We start from the raw sequence: 18,396 nt of genomic DNA, 5'->3' as shown, positions 1-18,396 counted from the left end.
CCGGGCGACGGCCGCTCAGCCGAGCGGGATGCCGGTGGGCAGCGGCAGCACGGGCAGCGAGGGCAGCGGCAGGGTCGGCGGGTCGCTGTCCCGGTCCGATGTGGGCAGTGGCAGCGGTGGCAGGGGGAGCAGCCCGGGCAGGCCCGGACCGCCCGACGACGGCGCCGGCCCGGGCGCGGAGGGCGTCGGCGCGCCGCTGTGGCTCGGCCTGGGAGCCGCGGTCGAGGGGTGGGGCGTCGGGGCGCCGGCCGAGGGGGCCGGCGCGGGCGGCGGAGCCGGCAGCGCGGCGAGCAGTTCGCGGTCCAGCGCGTCGAGCTCGGCGCGCAGCCGTGCGGCCACGGCCGGATCGGTCACCCCGGCGAGATCCCGGTGGGCCTGCTCGATGAGGTGCCGCGCCTCGTCGAGCTGGCCCGCCGCGACCGCGTCGCGAGCCTGGGCGATGCTGTCCTCGACGCCGCGTACCTGTGCCTGTTCGGGGTAGAGCACCCGGGTCAGCGACCAGAGCGGGCTGCTCGGACCGGCGTGGCGGCTGCCCACCCCGAGCCCGGTCGCGATCACCAGGAGCGTGACGACGGCGGCGGCGAGGCGCAGCGCGCCCCGGGTGACGGGCGTCGGTCCGGCGGCCGGGACCGGCGGTCGGACCTCCTGGCCCGCCTGGATCAGCCGCTGCTCACGGTCGCCGTCCACATCGTTGCGCCAGGCGGCCAGCATCGCCGCGACGTCGTCACCGGCCGGCCCGGGCTCGCCCCGGCTGAGCGCGTCGAGGAGCTGGTCGTCCCGGGCGATCGTGGCCAGGTCCAGCTCGTCACCGCCGGCCCGGGTCTGCTCCGTCATGCCGCCACCTCGTCGAGTGAGTCGCCGGCCAGGGTACGGAGCCGAGCCAACGCACGGGACTGGGCCACCCGGACGGCGGCGGCGGACAGGCCGACGATGGCGCCGACCTCGTCGGCGGAGAGACCGACCGCCACCCGGAGCACGACGATCTCCCGTTGCGCCTCCGGCAGGCGCTCCAGCAACCCCGACAGCCGGCGGGCCAGGTCGGTGGCGACCGCCCGCTGCTCCGGGCCCGGCTCCGCGTCGGGGGTCTCCGGAGGTGGGTCGGTGGCGGTCAGCGAGGCCGCTCGGACCGCGGCCCGCTGCGCGTCGGCCACCTTGTGCCCGGCGATGGCGTAGACGAAGGCGGAGAACGGGACGCCCTGCTCGCGGTAGCGGGGCAGGGCGTGCAGCACGGCGATGCAGATCTCCTGGGCGACGTCGTCGGCCGTGGTGTACGCGCCACCGATCCGGCCGAGCCGGGCCCGGCAGTAGCGGACCAGCCCGGGGCGGACGTCGGCGAGCAGCATCGCGGTGGCCGTCCGGTCGCCCTGGGCGGCCCGGCGGACGAGCTGGGGCTCGATCGTGGTCGTCATCGCGTGGCGGGGCACCTTCGTTACCGGCCGGTTAACGGCACGCTATCGAGCCGGCCGCCGATTTGCCTAGCTCACTCTGCGTCACGTGACTGTGCCGCAAAGAAGTGTGTTGCATTCGGACCCTCCGGCGCGATGTCCCCAGTAACGAGTCGGAACGGGAGTCGACGAGAGGGGAGGGAACCATGGGTGTCGAGGTGGCCGTGCGCGGCTTGACCAAGTCCTTCGGCGGGCAGCCGGTCTGGTCCGACATCAGCCTCACCCTGCCGGCCGGCGAGATCTCGGTGCTGCTCGGTCCCTCCGGCACCGGCAAGTCGGTGTTCCTCAAGACCCTGGTCGGGCTGCTCCGCCCGGACCGTGGCTCGATCGTCATCGAGGGCCGTGACCTGCCCCGGCTCTCCGAACGCGCGCTGTACGAGGTACGCAAGCTCTTCGGCGTGCTGTTCCAGGACGGCGCGCTCTTCGGCTCGATGACCATCTACGACAACGTGGCCTTCCCGCTGCGCGAACACACCCGCAAGACCGAGGCGGAGATCCGGGCGGTGGTCGGCGAGAAGCTGGACATGGTCGGCCTGGTCGGCGCCGAACGGAAGCTGCCCGGGGAGATCTCCGGTGGCATGCGCAAGCGAGCCGGGCTGGCCCGGGCGCTCGTGCTCGACCCGCAGATCATCCTCTTCGACGAGCCCGACTCGGGGCTGGACCCGGTGCGCACCGCGTACCTGAACCAGCTCATCATCGACCTCAACCAGCGCACCGACGCGACGTTCCTGATCGTCACGCACGACATCAACACCGCCCGGACGGTGCCGGACAACATCGGCCTGATCTACCACGGTCACCTGGCCATGTTCGGCCCGCGGGAGATGCTGCTCTCCAGTACGGAGCCGGTGGTCCGGCAGTTCCTGAACGCCCAGCGGGTCGGCCCGATCGGGATGGCCGAGGAGAAGGACGCCGAGGAGCTGGCGGCGGAGGCGCAGGCGGGCGTCGAACTGCCCCCGCTGCCGCCCATCCCGCTCCAGCTGCCGCCGTCGGACGGCCGGCCCCGGCGGGCCGAGCGCCCGGCGGGGCAGTGGTGCCGCGAGCAGGGAATCACCCCGCCGCCGGGCTCCTTCGCCGGTGCCGAGGCTCCGCCGACGGAGCCCGACCGAAACTCCGCCGAGCTGGCCGGCAAGGGCGGTACCCGGTGAGCGCCCCGGTCAGCGCGGTACGCCGGTCCGGCGAGTTCTTCGCGTTCTGCCTGGACACGCTGCGGGCGCTCGGTCGCCGGCCGGTGCAGGTCCGGGAGTTCGTCCAGCAGGCCTGGTTCATCAGCTCGGTCTCCATCCTGCCCGCCGCGCTGGTGTCGATCCCGTTCGGCGCGGTCATCGCGCTCCAGCTCGGCTCGTTGGTCCGCCAGCTCGGCGCGCAGTCGTTCACCGGTGCGGCGTCGGTGCTCGCGGTCGTCCGGGAGGCCGGCCCGATCGTCACCGCGCTGATCATCGCCGGGGCCGGCGGTTCGGCCATCTGCGCCGACCTCGGCTCGCGGAAGATCCGCGAGGAACTGGACGCCATGCAGGTCCTCGGCATCGACCCGATCCAGCGCCTGGTGGTGCCCCGGGTTCTCGCGTCCATGCTGGTGGCGGTGCTGCTCAACGGGCTGGTCAGCGTGGTCGGGGTGGTCGGCGGCTACACCTTCAACGTGGTGTTGCAGGGCGGTACGCCGGGTGCGTACCTGGCCAGTTTCCAGGCGCTCGGGCAGCTGCCCGACCTGCTGGTCGGCGAGGTCAAGGCGCTGCTCTTCGGCGCCACCGCGGCGCTGGTCGCCTCGTACCAGGGGATGAACGCGAAGGGCGGCCCGAAGGGGGTCGGCGACGCGGTCAACCAGAGCGTGGTGATCACGTTCATGCTCCTCTTCGCGCTGAACTTCATCGTCACGGCCGTGTACTTCCAGGTCGTACCGCAGAAGGGAAGCTGACGTGACGGTGCTGCGACTCCTCGACGACCTGGGCGGTCAGCTCGCCTTCTACCTGCGTGCGTTCGCCTGGACGCCGCGTACGCTGCGCCGCTACCGGCGCGAGGTGGTCCGTCTGCTCGCGGAGATCAGCTTCGGCACCGGCGCGCTCGCCGTGCTCGGCGGCACGGTCGGGGTGATCTGCTTCCTCACCTTCTTCACCGGCACCGAGGTGGGATTGCAGGGCTACCAGGCGCTCAACCAGATCGGCAGCAGCGCCTTCACCGGCTTCGTGTCGGCGTACTTCAACACCCGGGAGATCTCGCCGCTGGTCGCCGCGCTGGCCCTCTCGGCGACCGTGGGCTGCGGCTTCACCGCGCAGCTCGGCGCGATGCGGATCTCCGAGGAGGTGGACGCGCTCGAGGTGATGGGCGTGCCGTCGCTGCCGTTCCTGGTCACCACCCGGATGATCGCCGGCTTCATCGCGGTCATCCCGCTGTACGTGGTGGGCCTGCTCGCCAGCTACCTGGCCACCCGCACCATCGCGGTCTTCTACTTCGGGCAGTCGGCCGGCACCTACGACTACTACTTCCACCTCTTCCTGCCGCCGGGCGACGTGCTCTGGTCCTTCGGCAAGGTGCTGGTGTTCAGCGTGATCGTGGTGCTGGTGCACTGCTGGTACGGCTACACCGCCAGTGGCGGGCCGGCCGGGGTGGGCGTCGCCGTCGGGCGGGCCGTCCGGTTGGCCATCGTCGCGGTCAACATCGTCGACTTCTTCCTGTCCCTGGCCATCTGGGGCGCGACCACCACCGTCCGGATCGCGGGGTGAGCATGAGACATCGCATCCTCGGCATCGTCTTCGTCGCCGCGCTGACCGCGGCGCTGACCGGGTCCGTGCTGCACTACCGGAAGGCGTTCACCCCGGTCGCCTGGGTCACCCTGCACGCCGACCGCGCCGGGTTGCAGCTGGGCGACGGCGCCGACGTCAAGGTACGCGGCGTGCTGGTCGGCGAGGTGCGCTCGGTGCGCAGCGCGGGCGACGGCGCGGTGCTGCGGCTGGCGCTCGACCCGGCCACCATCGGCCGGATCCCCGCCGACGTCACCGCCCGCCTGCTGCCCAAGACGCTCTTCGGCGAACGCTACGTCGAGCTGGTCCCGCCCGCCGGCGGCGCCGCCGCGCCGATCCGCGACGGCGCCGTCATCGACCAGGACCGCAGCAGCACGGCCGTCGAGCTGGAGCGGGTGCTCGACGAGGCGCTGCCGCTGCTCCAGTCGATCCGACCCGACCAGCTCGCCGCGACCCTCGGCGCGCTCGCCACCGCGCTGGAGGGGCGCGGTGAGCAGCTCGGGGCGAACATCGAACGGCTCGGGGCCTACCTGCGGCAGCTCAACCCGGCGATGCCCACCATCGCCGAGGACGTCCGGAAGCTCGCCACCGTGCTGGACAGCTACGACGCGGCGCTGCCCGACCTGCTCGCCCTGCTGCGCGACGTCAGCGTCACCGCCCGCACCGTCACCGATCAGCGGACCCAGCTCGCCGCCTTCCTCGCCGACACCACCGGCACCGCCGAGGTCGCCACGGGCTTCCTCGACCGGCACGGCGACCAGCTCATCCGGCTCGGCGCGGTCAGCCGGCCGGTGCTGGAGCTGCTCGCCACCTACGCCCCCGAGTACCCGTGCCTGGTCGACGGTCTGGTCGCCCTGCAACCCCGGGTCGAGGAGGTCTTCGCCGGGGGACGGATGCACATCACCCTGGAGGTCACCCGGGACGGCGGGCCGTACCAGCCGGGCCGGGACGAGCCGGTGTACGGCGCGCGCAACGGTCCACAGTGCTACGGCCTGCCGCACCCGAAGGTCCCGGCCCCCGAGCACCCGGTCAACGACGGCTACGACTACTCCGGCGCCCGCCCGCGCCCGCTGCTGCCGGTCGGCGTGCCCGGCAAGCAGCCCGCTGTCCCGGCCGGGGCCGCCGTCCCCGCCGGCGACGGCGCCTCCCCGGAGATGGGCCAGGCCGGCACCGGCGAGGAGCGGGCTCTGGTCAAGCCGCTCGTCGGCGCCCTCACCGGCACCCTGCCGGCGGAGGTGCCGGACATCGCGGTGCTGCTCTGGGGCCCGCTGCTGCGCGGTGGGGTGGTGAACGCCCGATGACCGGCAGGACCGTGGCGCCACTGGTCAAGCTGTTGATCTTCGCCACCGTGACGGTGCTGCTCACCGCGCTGCTCGCCCAGACCCTCGGCGCCTTCTCGCCCGGCGGAGTCGACTACCGGGCCCGGTTCACCGACGTCACCGGGCTGCTCCCCGGCGACGACGTCCGGGTCGCCGGCGTCCGGGTCGGCACGGTGCGCGACATCCGGGTGGTCGACGACACCGTCGCCGAGGTGTCCTTCACCGTCACCGCCGACCTGCCGGTGGCCACCGGCGTGCGGGCCACCATCCGCTACCGGAACCTCGTCGGCCAGCGGTACCTGGCGTTGACCGAGGGGCCGGGGGACGGCCGTCCGCTGCGCGAGGACGGACTGATCCCGCTGACCCAGACCACCCCGGCGCTGGATCTCACCACCCTGTTCAACGGCTTCCGGCCGCTGTTCACCGCGCTGAGCCCGGCGGACGTCAACACCCTCGCCTACGAGATCATCCAGGTGTTCCAGGGCGAGGGCGGCACCGTCAGCAGCCTGCTGCAACGGACCGCGTCGCTGACCAACACCCTGGCCGACCGGGACGCCGTCATCGGCCGGGTGATCACCAACCTCAACCAGGTGCTGGCCACCCTGGCCGGCCGGGACGCCGAACTAGGCCGGACGATCGCCCAGATGCAGCAGTTCGTCTCCGGCCTCGCGGCGGACCGCACCGCCATCGGCGACGCGCTGGTCAACCTCGGCGAACTCACCGACGTGACCGCCGGGCTGCTGCACGAGGCGCGCCCGCCGCTCGCCGCCGACGTGCGCGCCCTGGGCGACCTCGCCGGCACCCTCGACCGCAACGCCGCCGTCATCGACGGCACGCTGGGCCGGCTGCCGGAGCGGTACGAGTCGCTGACCCGGGTCGCCTCCTACGGCTCCTGGTTCAACTTCTACCTCTGCGACTTCGACGGACGGGTGGCGGTCGCCGGCCACGCCCCGCTCAACCCGGCGACCCTCAGCGCCCCGGCCGCCCGCTGCGCCACCGGAGGAAGCCGATGAGACCTTTCCGGGAACGCAATCCGGTCGTCGTCGGCGCGGTCGGGCTGGCCGTGATCGCCGCCGTCCTGCTCGGCGCCTTCCAGCTCGACCGGCTGGCCGCGCTCACCGGCCGCTCCTACCAGGCTGCCTTCCACGACGCGAGCGGCCTCGTCGCCGGCAACGAGGTACGGGTGGCCGGGGTCCGCATCGGCGCGGTCACCGCGGTCGAGCTGGCCACCGGCCCGCAGCCCTACGTGCGGGTCCGGTTCCGGGTCGACGACGACGACGTCCGCCTCGGCCGGGACACCGGCGCCACCATCCGGATCAAGACCGTGCTCGGCCAGAAGTACCTCGCGCTGACCCCGGCCGGACCGGACAAGCTGCCCGCGGACGGGCAGATCCCGCTGGAGCGCACCGCCGCGCCGTTCGACGTCGTGCAGGCGGTCACCGGCCTCGCCGACACCCTCGACCAGGTCGACACCGACCAGCTCGCGGCGGCCTTCACCACGCTCTCCGAGACCTTCGCCGACACCCCCGGCAGCGTCAACTCATCCCTGGTCGGGCTCTCCCGGCTGTCCCGGACGGTGGCCGAGCGGGACGCGGAGCTGCGGGCGCTGCTCGGTCGGGCCCGGCAGGTCACCGACGTGCTCGCCACCCGGGACGAGGAGTTCCGCCGGCTGGTCGCCGACGGCGAGGCGCTGCTGGCCGAGGTGAGTCGCCGCCGGGACGCCATCCACCGGCTGCTGGTCGGCACCGACGAGCTGGCCACCGAGCTGTCCGGTCTGGTCGCCGACAACCGCACCCAGCTCGAACCGGCGCTGCGCAAGCTGCGCGACGTGGTCGCCGTCCTGCAGCGCAACCGCGACGAGCTGGAGCAGACCGTCCAGCGGATGGCGCCGTTCGTCACCGCCTTCGCCAACGTCGTCGGCAACGGCCGCTGGTTCGACTCCTACCTCAGCGGCCTGCTCCAGCCGTACGTGCCGACGGGAGGTCGCTGATGCCCGGCCCGATCCGACGCTGGCGCCGCCCGGTCGCCGCCGCAACCGTGCTGCTGACCGCGCTCGCCGCCGGCCTGGTGCTGTGGCGTCATGAGTCGCCGCAGCGGCGGGTGGTCGCCTACTTCACCCGGGCCGTCGGGATCTACCCCGGCTCCGACGTCCGGGTGCTCGGGGTGCGGGTCGGCGAGGTGGAGTCGGTCACCCCGCAGGGCCGGGTGGTCCGGGTGAGCATGCGCTACGACCCGCAGGTGAGCGTCCCCGCCGACGCCCAGGCGCTGATCATTCCACCCAGCGTGGTCAGCGACCGGTACGTCCAGCTCGCCCCGGCCTTCGCCGGCGGCGTCGCGCTCCGCGACGGCACCGAGATCCCCGCCGAGCGCACCGCCGCACCGATGGAGATCGACGACATCTACCGGGCGCTCGACGACTTCAACCGGGCGCTCGGGCCGCAGGGCGCCAACGCCGACGGCGCGCTCAGCGACCTGCTGGCCACCGGGCGGGCCAACCTGGGGGGCAACGGCGACGAGCTGCACGACACCCTGGCCGAGCTGTCCCGGGCGCTCGACACGCTCGCCGACGGCCGGCAGGACCTGTTCGGCTCGGTGGCCAACCTGCAACGGTTCACCACCGCCCTGGCCCGCAGCGACCAGCAGGTGCGCGGCTTCTCGCAGCAGCTCGCCGACGTCGCCGAGCAGCTCGCCGGGGAACGCGACGAGCTGGCCGCCGCGTTGCGCAACCTCGCCGCCGCGCTCGCCGACGTCACCGCCTTCGTCCGGGGCAACCGCGACGAGCTGACCGGCAACGTCGCCGCGCTCGCCGACATCACCGGGGTGCTCGTCCGCCAGCAGAAGGCGGTGATCGACATCCTCGACGTGGCGCCGCTGACGGTGAACAACCTCGCCCTGGCGTACAACCCCCGCTCGGGCACCCTGGACACCCGCGACAACGTCATGGGCCCGTACGACCCGGCCGGATTCGTCTGCTCGCTGATCGTGGACCAGCTGCCCGGCGCCGAGGTCCCCGAGACCTGCAAGGCGCTCGCCCAGACCCTGCACGCGCGGGGCCTGCCGATGACCGACCAGCTTCGCAAACTCCTCAAGCTGCCGCCCGGCGCCCCGAAGGGCCCTACCCCACCGGTAAAGCCTCCGGTCCCCTCCTCCGGTGGACCGGGCCCCGACGGGGCGCCGGGCGGCCCCGACCTCACCCGCGACCTGACCCTCGGCGGCATCCTGCGAGGTGTGGCATGAGGTGTGGCGTGAGGAGACGGCTGGCGCGGGCGTTGACGGGCGCGCTCGTCGTACTGCTGCTGCCCGCCGGGTGCGGCCTGCCGGAGCTGGCCGACCTGCCGCTGCCCGGCGGCGCCCCGGCCGGGGACGGCTACACGGTGACCGCCGAGTTCACCGACGTGCTCGATCTGGTGCCGCAGGCCGCCGTCAAGGTCGACGACGTGACGGTGGGTAGCGTCGAGAAGATCTCCCTCGCCGGATGGACCGCGCAGGTCCGGCTGCGCATCGACCGGGGGGTGCGGTTGCCGGGCAACGCCACCGCCGCCGTCCGGCAGAGCAGCCTGCTCGGCGAGAAGTACGTGACCGTGGCCGCGCCGGCCAGCGGAGCCGACGCCGGTCGGCTCGGCGACGGCGACGTCATCCCGCTGTCCCGCACCCGGCGCGGTGCCGAGGTCGAGGAGGTGCTGGCGGCGCTGGGCCTGCTGCTCAACGGCGGCGGGCTGGCCCAGTTGCGCACCATCACCAGCGAACTCGGGCAGGCCCTCGACGGGCGGGAACCGGCCGTCCGCGACGCGTTGGGCCAGCTCGACACCTTCGTCGGCGGGCTGGAGCGGCAGAAGGCCGACCTGGTCCGGGCCATCGAGGCGCTGGACCGGCTCAGCGACCGGTTGAGCCGGCAGCGGCAGGTGGTCGGCGAGGCGCTCGACTCCCTCGCCCCGGGCCTGACGGTGCTGGCCGAGCAGCGCACCGAGCTGACCGAGGCGCTGACCGCGCTCGGCGAGCTGGGCCGGGTCGGCGCCGTGGTGGTCAACCGCAGCCGCGACGACACCCTGGCCAGCGTACGGGCGCTGCAACCGATTCTGGAGCAGCTGGCCCGGGCCGGCGACAACCTGCCGAAGTCGCTGGACTTCATGCTGTCGTTCCCCTTCCCGCCGAACGTCACCGGCGCGATCGTCGGCGACTTCGTCAACCTGGCCGTCACCGCCGATCTGGACGCCGCCAGCATCCTGGCCAACCTGGTGGCCGCCGCGCCGACGCCCGCGGGGCCGGCGGCGCGACCGGGCGGGACGGGTCCCGGTACACGGTCGCCCGCCGGTGGCGGCACCCCTCGTCCCCGCCCGGGCGGCGACCCCGACGGTGGCAGCCGGCCCGGGTCCGACCTGCCGCTGCTGCGCTGCCTGCCCGACCTGAAGGACTTCCCGGCGACCTGGAAGCCGCCGAAGGACTGCCTGCTGCCCAAGGGCTGCGAGCTGCTCAAGCCGGGCTCGAAGGTGCCGCTCGGCGGGTTGATCCTGCCCAAGGGACTCGTACCACCGGGCACCGCCTTCCCGGCCGGCACGGAGCTGCTGCCCGGCACGGTGCTCACCGCGCCGTGCGTGCTGCCGGTGACCGGCGCGGTGAGCGGGTTGATCGGTGACCTGACAGACGTGCTGGGCGGAGGGCTGTTGCCGTGATCGGACGTACCGTCAAGCTCCAGGTCCTCGCGTTCGTCGTGGTGAGCCTGCTCGGCATCTCCTACGTCGGCGTCCGCTACGTCGGGCTCGGCGACCGGCTGCTCGGCGGCAGCTACCTCGTCCACCTCGACCTCGCCCGCGCCGGCGGCATCTTCGCCAACGCGCCGGTCACCTACCGGGGGGTGCCGGTCGGCCGGGTCACCGCCGTGGACCTGCGCGACGACGGCGTTCGGGCGCAGCTGCGGATCCGCCGGGAGGTACGGGTTCCGAGCGCGCTGCGGGCCGTGGTGACGCACCGCTCGGCGGTCGGCGAACAGTACGTCGACCTGCGGCCGGAACGCGACGGCGGACCGTACCTCGCCGACGGCGCGGTGATCCCGGCCGAGCGCACCGGGGTGCCGCTCGCCCCGGAGACGTTGCTGACCAACCTGGACGCGCTGGTCCGGTCGGTGGACCCGGACGACCTGACCGTGCTGATCAGCGAACTGGGCGCCGCGTTCGAGGGCAACGAGCAGGCGTTGGCCCGGATCCTCGACGCCGGTGACGCGCTGCTCGCCGACGCCACCGCCCGGCTGCCGGAGACGCTGGCGCTGATCCGCGACGGGCGTACCGTGCTGAGCACCCAGGCCGAGTCGGCCGAGGCGCTGCGGCGCTGGTCGGCGGGGCTGGCGGCGCTGGCGGAGACCGTCCGCGACGCCGATGAGGACCTGCGCCGGCTGCTCGCCGACGGCCCGCCCGCGGGTGCGGAGCTGCGGGCACTGCTGCGCGGGCTGGATCCGACCGTCGGCACGCTGCTCGGGAACCTGGTGACCGTCAACGGGATCGCCGCCCGCCGACTGCCCGGGATCGAGCAGCTGCTGGTGGTCTACCCGATCGCGGTGGCCGGTGGCTTCACCGTCACCCCGGGCGACGGTACCGCCCACTTCGGCCTGGTGCTCAACGTCAACGACCCGCCGTCCTGTGTGTACCGCGGCGGGGGCACCCGCTGCACCGACCGGGACCGGGCGGCCGGCGGGAACGTCCGTGGCGCCGGCAACGCGCCACGACCGGCCGGGCGGGAGCCGGCCCCGCCGCCGACGGGCGGGCCGGCCGCCCCGGGCGGATACGACCCGGCGACCGGCCTGGTGCTCGGCCCGGACGGCCGGCCGTTGCAGTTCGGCGGCACCGGCGGGCAGTACCGCACGGCGGGGGAGCAGTCGTGGAAGCAGCTGTTGCTCGCCGGGGTGACGCCGTGACCGGCGTCGGAGAGGAAGGTGGCGGCATGCCGATCCGCAGGGAACGGACGCTCCGGGTGATCAAGGGCGCGAAGAGCGGCGGCCCGGCGCAGCGCCGGGTGGTCACCCGTCGGCTGCCCGCGCCGGCCGGCGGCATCGAGGAGGTGCTGGGGCGGCTGGACCGGGAGCCGGTGCAGGACCCGACGGAGGTTGCGGACCTGACCGTCGTCGGGGATCCGGCCGAGGTCGAAGACCTACCGGACCCCGACGACGAGGGCGCGATCGGCGACGGCGCGACCGCCGACGGACCGGACGGTGCTGCGGAGCCGACCCGCGACGCCGAGGCGCCGGCCGGGACGGGCCGCCGTCGAGCCCTCGCCGGCCTGCTCGTGGTGCTGCTCGCCATCGCCCTCGCCGGCGCCGGCGTCTACGGGCACCGCTGGTACACCGCCCGGGCCACCGAGCAGGCCCGGCAGGCCGCGTTGGCCGCCGCCCGGCAGGCCAGCGTCAACTTCGTCTCGGTCAGCGCGGCCAGCGTGGACCGCGACCTGCAACGGATCACCGCGGGCGCGACGGGTGACTTCAAGGAGGAGTTCACCCGGGGGCAGGCGCAGGTCCGCACCGCCGTGGTGGAGAACAAGGTCGACTCGCAGGGCACGGTGCTGCGCGCCGGCCTGGTCTCCGGCGACCGGCGGCGGGCGGTCGCGCTGGTGGCCGTCGACGCCACCGTCCGCAACGTGAAGGCGCCCGACGGCCGTGCGTCGCACTACCGGATCCAGCTGGACCTGGTGCGCGACCGGGACTCGGGCGCGTGGCTCGTGGCGAAGCTCCAGTTCGTCGGCTGATCGGAGGAGGTTCTCGATGCGTACCCCCGCACTCCTGCGCCGCGGCCGCGCCGTGCGCGCCACCCGGCGACCTCGCCGGGTCCGGCTGGTGCCGGCGCTGGTGGCTGCCACGCTGCTCGCGGCCGTCGCGGCCGGTCTCGCCTGGTATGGCGACCGGGCCGCCGAGCGGCGTGACGCCGCGGTACGGCAGGCGTTGGCCACCGCGCCGGCCGCCGCCAAGGCGATCTTCTCGTACGACTACCGGACGTTCGACGAGAGCGTGGCGAACGGGCGGACCTTCGCCACCGGCGCCTTCGCCGAGGAGTACGCGCGGACCACGGTGACCCTGAAGGAGACGGCCGGCAAGCAGCAGGCGGTGGTGTTGGCCGAGGTCTCCGCCACCGGGGTGGTCAGCGCGGAGACCGACCGGGTGGAGTTGCTCGTCTACCTCAACCAGTACCGCCGCAACGTGAGTACGGCGGGGGAGAAGGTCGACCAGAACCGGGTGGTGCTCACGCTGGTGCCGGTCGACGGCGAGTGGAAGGTCTCCCAGGCCACCGCCATCTGAGCACCGGGTGCGGGCGCTCAGCCGCCGCCGCGCCTGTCGTAGCGACCCGCCGAGTCGGTGAGCTGCCAGAACTCCTGCGGCAGCTGGGTGACGATGTCGTCGTACGCGCCGGGTGGGAGGGCCTCCCGGAGGGTGTCGAAGACGGCCCGCACCCCGTCCCGGGCCGCTGCGGCGTCCACCTCGGCGCGCCCGCCCACCTGTGAGATGAAGGAGTTGAAGCTGAACCGGCCGGTCTCACCGGGTGGCCCGTACGCGTATCCGCTCAGCTCCTCGGGGAGCTGAGCGGCCAGGTCCTTCGCCTCACCCCCCTCGATCCGCTCGGCCAGTGTGGTGAGCGTGGCACGCGTGATGGCGGTCGCCTGCTCGGCCGAGGTGCGCAGGCGCTTCGCCACCGAGTCGATGAACTCGCTGTTCTCCACCTTCGCGGCCTTTCTCTGCGAGGAATAGCGGCGTCTACCCGCCTGTCGGGAGGGCAAACGGTCACCACGGCCCGCGACGCGGGGCTGGGAACTCGCCGGCGCTCAGGCCGCCGACCCCTCCTCGGTGCGGTGTACCGCGAGTACCGCGACGTCGTCGATGGCCGCTGCCTCGTCGAGCAGCGCCGCCATCGCCGTGGTGCACATCGTGTCGGCGGGCGCGCAGGTCAGTGCCGCGCGGAGCAGTTCGACGCCGTCGTCGAGGGGCCGGGTGCGTCGCTCGACGAGCCCGTCGGTGTAGAGGAAGAGGCAGCTGCCGGGCGGCATGGAGATGCGGGTGCTGTGCCGGGGCGCGTTCCGGTAGGCGCCGAGGGGCAGGTCAGGGGCGACGACGATCAACCGGGAGGCCTCGTCCCGCTCCGTGAGGATCGGCGGCAGGTGTCCGGCGCTGGAGAGGGTGAGGTCGCCGGTGCTCGGGTCCAGGACGGCGTAGAGCGCGGTGGCCATGACGTCGGGCTCGAAGAGCTGCACCTTGCGGTCGAGACGGGTGAGCACGTCGGCCGGATCGTCGGTCTCCAACGCGTAGGCGCGCAGGGCGCTGCGGATGCGGCCCATCACCACCGCAGCGCGCAGGCCGTTGCCGGCGACGTCGCCGATGGCGAAGCCGATCTGCCCGGACGGCAGGGCGAAGAGGTCGTACCAGTCACCGCCCACGCCGACCGCGGCGCCGGGCACGTAGCGGGCGGCGACGTCCAGCCCCGGCACCGCCTGCGGTCGGGCCGGCAGCAGGCTGCGCTGCAGGGCCACCGCGGCGGCGCGGTCCAGCCGCGACAGCCGGGCCTGGGTGGCGAGGCTGGCCCGGTCCGCCACCAGGCGGAGCAACTCGACATCGTCGTGGGTGAACCGTCGCGGGGTCAGCGTCCCGACGTGCAGCACGCCGATGACCTGGGTGCCGTCGAGCATCGGTACGCCGAGGACGGAGACCACGCCGCGGGTGAGCAGGATCGGATTGAGGACGTTGGTGTGGTCCACGCGGTCGAGCATGACCGGCTCTCCCCGGGCGGCGACGGAGCCGGCGAAGCCGCGGCCGACCGGCAGCCGGACACCCTGCCGGACCTCCTGCTCGAGGCCGCTCGCGGCGGTCGCGACCAACTCGGTGCCGGTGGGATCGACGAGCAGGATCGCGGCGGTGTCGGCCTGGAGCAGGTCCCGGGTCCGCTCCAGCAGTTCGTCGAGCAGATCCTCCACGCCCAGCTGGGACAGCGCGGCATCGGTGATGGTCTGTAGCCGGCGGAGTTTCTCCTCGCTGCCGGCCCGTGACACGTCGCCGCTCATCACCATCGCATCCTCGACCCGGCGGACAGCGTCCATGCCGCGACCACTACCGGCTGGCCGGCGTGGCGAGATGCTCCCACACACCGGTCATCCGCAGGAGTTGACGGACCATACCTTGGGCACCGGTCACGTGGTAGGGCTTGCCGTGTTCGTCGGCGAGCCGCCGCCCCTTGAGCAGGGCGTTTATCCCGGCGGAGTCCAGGAACGTCACCCCACCGAGATCGACGATGATCGCGGGGGCGTCCTCCTGTGCCGCGGCGGCGACCGCGCGCTCCAGGTCGTCGACGGTGGAGAGGTCGACCTCGCCCCGCACGGCAATCGTGGCGGCGTCGGCCGTGCGGTGGCTGGACAATGACAGCGGCACGCCGAACTCCTCCTCTCGCGTCCCAGGACCGGACGGTCGTGCTGACTTTATAGTGAGGCACCGGCACCTGCGGCGACTCGGGCGCGCAGAGCTGCTGGGGGCTAGGCTCCGGCGGTGAGGACGTTGTGGATGTGACATCAGCCGATCAGCCGGATGCGGATCCGGCTGCGGCGACGATACGCGGTGTCACGCCGCACGGCGTGGCTGACGTCCGCCACCGGGTGACGCGTGCGGCCCTGCGTGCCGGCCTGACGCCCGAACGCGCGGAACAGTTCACCATCGCGGTGAACGAAGTCGTGATCAACGCGATTCAGCACGGTGGCGGCGCCGCCGACGTCACCCTCACCCCCGGGCCGGGCACGGTCACCGTCACGGTCCGCGACAGCGGCGGCGGGATCCCGGCGCACGTCGCGCCCCGGCTGCCGACGCCGCACACCCTCGGGGGGCGCGGGCTCTGGCTGGTGCAGCAGCTCTGCCAGGACGTCACGGTCCACACCTCCGATGCCGGTACCGTCGTCACCTTGAGCGTCACCGCCGCGCCGGACGTGACATCGGAGCGACTCGACTAACGGGCCGCTGCGTACGTCGGGCCGGCGGGTGCCGCGCCCGAACGGGCGCTCGCCCGGGGGTCGCAGCCTGCGCCCTTCCTCGTTCCTCGTCGACGGCATCGCGCACGATGTCCCGCACCGCCGCCGGGGCAGGCGCACCGGGCGCGCGCCCGGGATTGCGACGATCCCGATCGGTATCCAGCTCTCGACCGGACGCCCGCATCCGCCCGGGCGAACCGACCTCGGCACCACGGGCCGGCGGCAAGGACAGCTCGTCGGTGACGATCGCGACCGCGGACGCGGCGGGCGTACCCGCGGGCAACGGGAGCCCGTGCGGTCGGGCCCGCCGGCCGCCGAAACCCGCTGTGGGCGGGCGGTGGAGTCAGCGGATCGAGGCGTCCAGTCGGTCCAGGGCAGTGAAGGTGACCAGGCCCAGGAGCGCCTGGGTAGCCAGCGCGGGGTCGTGGTCGGCGGCGATGCCGACGGCGAGCGCCACGCCGATCAGGACGAGTTTGCGCAGTGGGACAGCCCGCTCCCGCGCGGGCCGGGGATCGGCTGGTGGACAGGGCATCTGCATTTCGAGACTCCTCTCGGCGCAGCTCGACATGCCACTCAGCCTAGGTACGGGCAGTTGTTGCCCCCGCGGGGTCGAGCCCGGCGTGCGACCACCTCGGACGTCGTCGCAGCGGCCGCCGCTCATCGTGCCCCGACGCCGACGTGGGGAACGGGATCGGGCAGGCCGGCTGGGCGGCGCACTCCGGTCGGATGGAGCCGGTGCCCGCCCGGGGTGCGCCGCGGCTCGGCGAGCAGGCCGCGACGTTCGTAGTAGCGCAGCGTCTGCGGGTTCACCCCGGCGGCGTCGGCCAGTTGGCCGCTGCGCAGGCCATTCACCGGGGCATCCGGCTGAGCGCCCGGGCGGCGAGCGCGTCGAGGACGTCGACGTACGCCGCCGGCACGGCGACGTCCACCTGCACCGCTCCCTCGACCGGCCGGACGGTGAAGGAGAAGAACGCGCAGCAGCTGCTTTCCCGGTCCGCCAGGTCCCGGGCGGTGGGACCCTCCGCCGGGTCGAGCCACCACCGCAGCCGGGTGGGCGCCAGCCGGCGTTGCTCGCGCAGCGCGAAGGTGAAGAGGTCGTCGAACTCGCTGAGCCGCACCGGACGCTCCGCGGTGGGCAGGGTGCACGCCGGCGGCACCCATTCGTCGTGCCGGGTCATCCTTCGACGGTAAGCCCGTACCCGGGTACCGGATGCAAGCCGGCCGGCCGCGCGACGGTCGTCGCGTGGCCGGCCGTGGCGAAAGGGGGTTCCGCGGCGCGGTGCCGGCGCCGCGGAACCCGCTTCCGGCCGGGTCTCAGTGCGAGACGCCGGCCGCCTGCGCGGCGGCTTCCTCCTGGGCCCGCCGCTCGTCGCCGCTGAGCGTGTGCAGCGGCTTCTCCTTGATGAAGATGACCACCACCATCGCGAGCAGGGCCAGCGGCGCGCCCACCAGGAACAGGTCGGCGGTGGCCGTGCCGTAGACGCCCTGCACGATCCGCAGTACCGGCTCGGGCAGCGTGGCGAGGTCCGGAACCTGCGTCCCGGAACCCCCGCCGGCGGCCGCGGGGCCGAGCTTCTCGGCCATCAGATCGGTGATCCGGTTGGCCAGGACGGCGCCGAGCACGCTGACGCCGATCGCGCCGCCCATGCTCCGGAAGAAGGTCAGCATGGAGGTGGCTGCGCCCAGCTCGTGGGCGGGCACGTCGTTCTGCGCCGCCAGCACCAGGTTCTGCATGAGCATGCCGACGCCGATGCCGAGCACGGCCATGTAGATCGACAGGACGAAGACGCTGGTCTGCGCGTCGATGGTGCCGAGCAGCACCATCCCGGCCGTCATGATGCCGCCCCCGGCGACCAGGAAGATCTTCCAGCGGCCGTACTTGGTGATCAGCTGACCCGCGACGGTCGACGAGACGAGCAGCCCGAAGATCATCGGCAGGCTCATCAGGCCGGCCACCGTCGGCGACTTGCCCAGCGAGATCTGGAAGTACTGCGACAGGAAGACCGTGCCGCCGAACATGGCCACGCCGACCAGCACGCTGGCGACGGTGGCCAGCGAGACCGTGCGGTTGCGGAAGATGTCCAGCGGGATGATCGGCTCGGCGGCCCGGGACTCGACGAACACCGCCACCGCCAGCAGCACGAGACCGCCGGCCACCATCAACGCCGTCCAGCCGGACGCCCAGGCGAAGTGGTGACCCGCCAGCGACGACCAGACCAGCAGCAGCGAGACGCCGGCCGTGATCAGCGCCGCGCCGAGCCAGTCGATCTTCACCTGGCGGCGGACGACGGGCAGGTGAAGCGTCCGCTGGAGCAGCACGATCGACAGGATGGTGAACGGGACGCCGATCAGGAAGCACCAGCGCCAACCGAGCCAGGAGGTGTCGACCAGGACCCCGCCGATGAGCGGTCCGGCGATGGTGCCGACGCCGAAGACGGCGCCGAAGATGCCGGCGTACCGGCCGAGTTCCCGCGGCGGGATCATCGCGGCCATGACGATGGTGGCGAGCGCGGTCATGCCGCCGGCGCCGATGCCCTGCACGATCCGGCTGAGCAGCAGCACCTCGACGTTCGGCGTGAAGCCGGCGATCAGCGAGCCGATCACGAAGAGCGCGAGGGACGACTGGATGAGCAGCTTCTTGCTGTAGAGGTCGGCCATCTTGCCCCAGAGCGGCACGGTCGCCGTCATGGCCAGCAGTTCGGTGGTGACGATCCAGGTGTAGACGGTCTGGCTGCCGTTCAGGTCGGCGATGATGCGCGGCAGCGCGTTCGCCACGACCGTGGAGGCGAGGATCGACACGAACATGCCGACCATCAGGCCGGAGAGGGCCTGCAGGACCTCGCGGCGGGACATGCGGGCCGGGCCGACCTCGACGGGATCGGCGGGCACGGTTGATGCGGACATCGTTTCCTCAAC

The 18,396-nt window shown here is 73.4% G+C and carries 20 protein-coding genes and 1 pseudogene; 12 read left to right on the top strand and 9 right to left on the bottom strand.

Features of this window, described 5'->3' with window-relative positions; all coding sequences use genetic code 11:
* Window positions 1-15: 15 nt before the first annotated feature.
* Together ACIP9D_RS24560 and shbA are read right to left on the bottom strand one after the other, a co-directional pair.
* Window positions 16-834 carry an anti-sigma-D factor RsdA gene (locus ACIP9D_RS24560; RefSeq protein WP_350873199.1) on the bottom strand — a complete coding sequence of 273 codons (819 nt, stop codon included), beginning with the start codon at window positions 832-834 and terminating at the stop codon, window positions 16-18.
* The gene (gene shbA / locus ACIP9D_RS24555) at window positions 831-1,409 is read right to left on the bottom strand and encodes an RNA polymerase sigma factor ShbA (RefSeq protein ID WP_350873198.1); all 579 of its coding nucleotides are present in this window, start codon (window positions 1,407-1,409) and stop codon (window positions 831-833) included. Before shbA ends, ACIP9D_RS24560 begins: the two co-directional genes overlap by 4 nt.
* 182 nt (window positions 1,410-1,591) lie before the next feature.
* On the opposite strand from shbA, the gene ACIP9D_RS24550 reads away from it, so the two are divergent.
* From ACIP9D_RS24550 to ACIP9D_RS24500, 11 genes are read left to right on the top strand one after another with little or no spacing between them, the layout of a single operon-like run.
* On the top strand, window positions 1,592-2,593 hold the full coding sequence (locus tag ACIP9D_RS24550; protein WP_350873197.1) for an ABC transporter ATP-binding protein: 1,002 nt from the start codon (window positions 1,592-1,594) through the stop codon (window positions 2,591-2,593).
* Window positions 2,590-3,360 (top strand): ABC transporter permease, encoded by a 771-nt coding sequence (locus ACIP9D_RS24545; RefSeq protein ID WP_350873196.1) that lies wholly within the window; start codon window positions 2,590-2,592, stop codon window positions 3,358-3,360. The genes ACIP9D_RS24550 and ACIP9D_RS24545 overlap by 4 nt, the downstream gene beginning before the upstream one ends.
* Window position 3,361: 1 nt before the next feature.
* A complete protein-coding gene (locus tag ACIP9D_RS24540) occupies window positions 3,362-4,165 on the top strand; it encodes an ABC transporter permease (protein ID WP_350873195.1) in 804 nt (267 codons plus the stop codon).
* A 2-nt stretch (window positions 4,166-4,167) separates the two neighbouring features.
* Window positions 4,168-5,484, top strand: a complete 1,317-nt coding sequence (locus ACIP9D_RS24535; RefSeq protein WP_350873194.1) for an MCE family protein — start codon at window positions 4,168-4,170, stop codon at window positions 5,482-5,484.
* Complete coding sequence (locus ACIP9D_RS24530; protein WP_350873193.1) at window positions 5,481-6,515, top strand: MlaD family protein; 1,035 nt, start codon at window positions 5,481-5,483, stop codon at window positions 6,513-6,515. Before ACIP9D_RS24535 ends, ACIP9D_RS24530 begins: the two co-directional genes overlap by 4 nt.
* Entirely contained in the window at window positions 6,512-7,492 is a 981-nt protein-coding gene (locus ACIP9D_RS24525; protein ID WP_350873192.1) for an MCE family protein, read from the top strand. The genes ACIP9D_RS24530 and ACIP9D_RS24525 overlap by 4 nt, the downstream gene beginning before the upstream one ends.
* The gene (locus ACIP9D_RS24520) at window positions 7,492-8,739 is read left to right on the top strand and encodes an MCE family protein (RefSeq protein WP_350873191.1); all 1,248 of its coding nucleotides are present in this window, start codon (window positions 7,492-7,494) and stop codon (window positions 8,737-8,739) included. The genes ACIP9D_RS24525 and ACIP9D_RS24520 overlap by 1 nt, the downstream gene beginning before the upstream one ends.
* Window positions 8,740-8,747: 8 nt before the next feature.
* Window positions 8,748-10,172, top strand: a complete 1,425-nt coding sequence (locus ACIP9D_RS24515; protein WP_350873190.1) for an MCE family protein — start codon at window positions 8,748-8,750, stop codon at window positions 10,170-10,172.
* Window positions 10,169-11,407 (top strand): MCE family protein, encoded by a 1,239-nt coding sequence (locus ACIP9D_RS24510; RefSeq protein ID WP_350873189.1) that lies wholly within the window; start codon window positions 10,169-10,171, stop codon window positions 11,405-11,407. The genes ACIP9D_RS24515 and ACIP9D_RS24510 overlap by 4 nt, the downstream gene beginning before the upstream one ends.
* A gap of 26 nt (window positions 11,408-11,433) precedes the next feature.
* Window positions 11,434-12,231 (top strand): hypothetical protein, encoded by a 798-nt coding sequence (locus ACIP9D_RS24505; RefSeq protein WP_350873188.1) that lies wholly within the window; start codon window positions 11,434-11,436, stop codon window positions 12,229-12,231.
* A gap of 16 nt (window positions 12,232-12,247) precedes the next feature.
* Window positions 12,248-12,778: a hypothetical protein gene (locus ACIP9D_RS24500; RefSeq protein ID WP_350873186.1), complete on the top strand. Its 531-nt coding sequence runs from the start codon at window positions 12,248-12,250 to the stop codon at window positions 12,776-12,778.
* A gap of 17 nt (window positions 12,779-12,795) precedes the next feature.
* On the opposite strand, the gene ACIP9D_RS24495 is transcribed toward ACIP9D_RS24500, so the two are convergent.
* From ACIP9D_RS24495 to ACIP9D_RS24485, 3 genes are all read right to left on the bottom strand, one after another.
* Window positions 12,796-13,197 (bottom strand): DUF2267 domain-containing protein, encoded by a 402-nt coding sequence (locus ACIP9D_RS24495; protein ID WP_350873185.1) that lies wholly within the window; start codon window positions 13,195-13,197, stop codon window positions 12,796-12,798.
* A 102-nt stretch (window positions 13,198-13,299) separates the two neighbouring features.
* Complete coding sequence (locus ACIP9D_RS24490) at window positions 13,300-14,565, bottom strand: GAF domain-containing SpoIIE family protein phosphatase (protein ID WP_350873184.1); 1,266 nt, start codon at window positions 14,563-14,565, stop codon at window positions 13,300-13,302.
* A gap of 10 nt (window positions 14,566-14,575) precedes the next feature.
* Window positions 14,576-14,893, bottom strand: a complete 318-nt coding sequence (locus tag ACIP9D_RS24485; protein WP_350873183.1) for an STAS domain-containing protein — start codon at window positions 14,891-14,893, stop codon at window positions 14,576-14,578.
* 200 nt (window positions 14,894-15,093) lie between these two features.
* Between ACIP9D_RS24485 and ACIP9D_RS24480 the strand changes: the two genes are divergently transcribed.
* Entirely contained in the window at window positions 15,094-15,462 is a 369-nt protein-coding gene (locus ACIP9D_RS24480; RefSeq protein ID WP_350873182.1) for an ATP-binding protein, read from the top strand.
* 361 nt (window positions 15,463-15,823) lie between these two features.
* Here ACIP9D_RS24480 and ACIP9D_RS24475 read toward each other — a convergent pair whose 3' ends face one another.
* The 4 genes and pseudogenes from ACIP9D_RS24475 to ACIP9D_RS24460 form a co-directional block, all read right to left on the bottom strand.
* The gene (locus tag ACIP9D_RS24475; protein WP_350873181.1) at window positions 15,824-16,018 is read right to left on the bottom strand and encodes a hypothetical protein; all 195 of its coding nucleotides are present in this window, start codon (window positions 16,016-16,018) and stop codon (window positions 15,824-15,826) included.
* Window positions 16,019-16,203: 185 nt separating this feature from the next.
* Window positions 16,204-16,332: pseudogene (locus ACIP9D_RS24470) on the bottom strand (MerR family DNA-binding transcriptional regulator); the annotation flags it as partial.
* Complete coding sequence (locus ACIP9D_RS24465; protein ID WP_350873180.1) at window positions 16,329-16,658, bottom strand: hypothetical protein; 330 nt, start codon at window positions 16,656-16,658, stop codon at window positions 16,329-16,331. The gene ACIP9D_RS24465 and the pseudogene ACIP9D_RS24470, both read right to left, overlap by 4 nt.
* A 136-nt stretch (window positions 16,659-16,794) precedes the next feature.
* The gene (locus tag ACIP9D_RS24460) at window positions 16,795-18,384 is read right to left on the bottom strand and encodes an MDR family MFS transporter (protein WP_350873179.1); all 1,590 of its coding nucleotides are present in this window, start codon (window positions 18,382-18,384) and stop codon (window positions 16,795-16,797) included.
* Between the last annotated feature and the right edge of the window lie 12 nt (window positions 18,385-18,396).

The organism is Micromonospora sp. NPDC093243 (assembly GCF_044753725.1).
Classification (GTDB): domain Bacteria; phylum Actinomycetota; class Actinomycetes; order Mycobacteriales; family Micromonosporaceae; genus Micromonospora.
The sequence above is the reverse complement of the archived record's forward strand: the minus strand, read 5'-3'. Positions and strand labels throughout refer to the sequence as shown.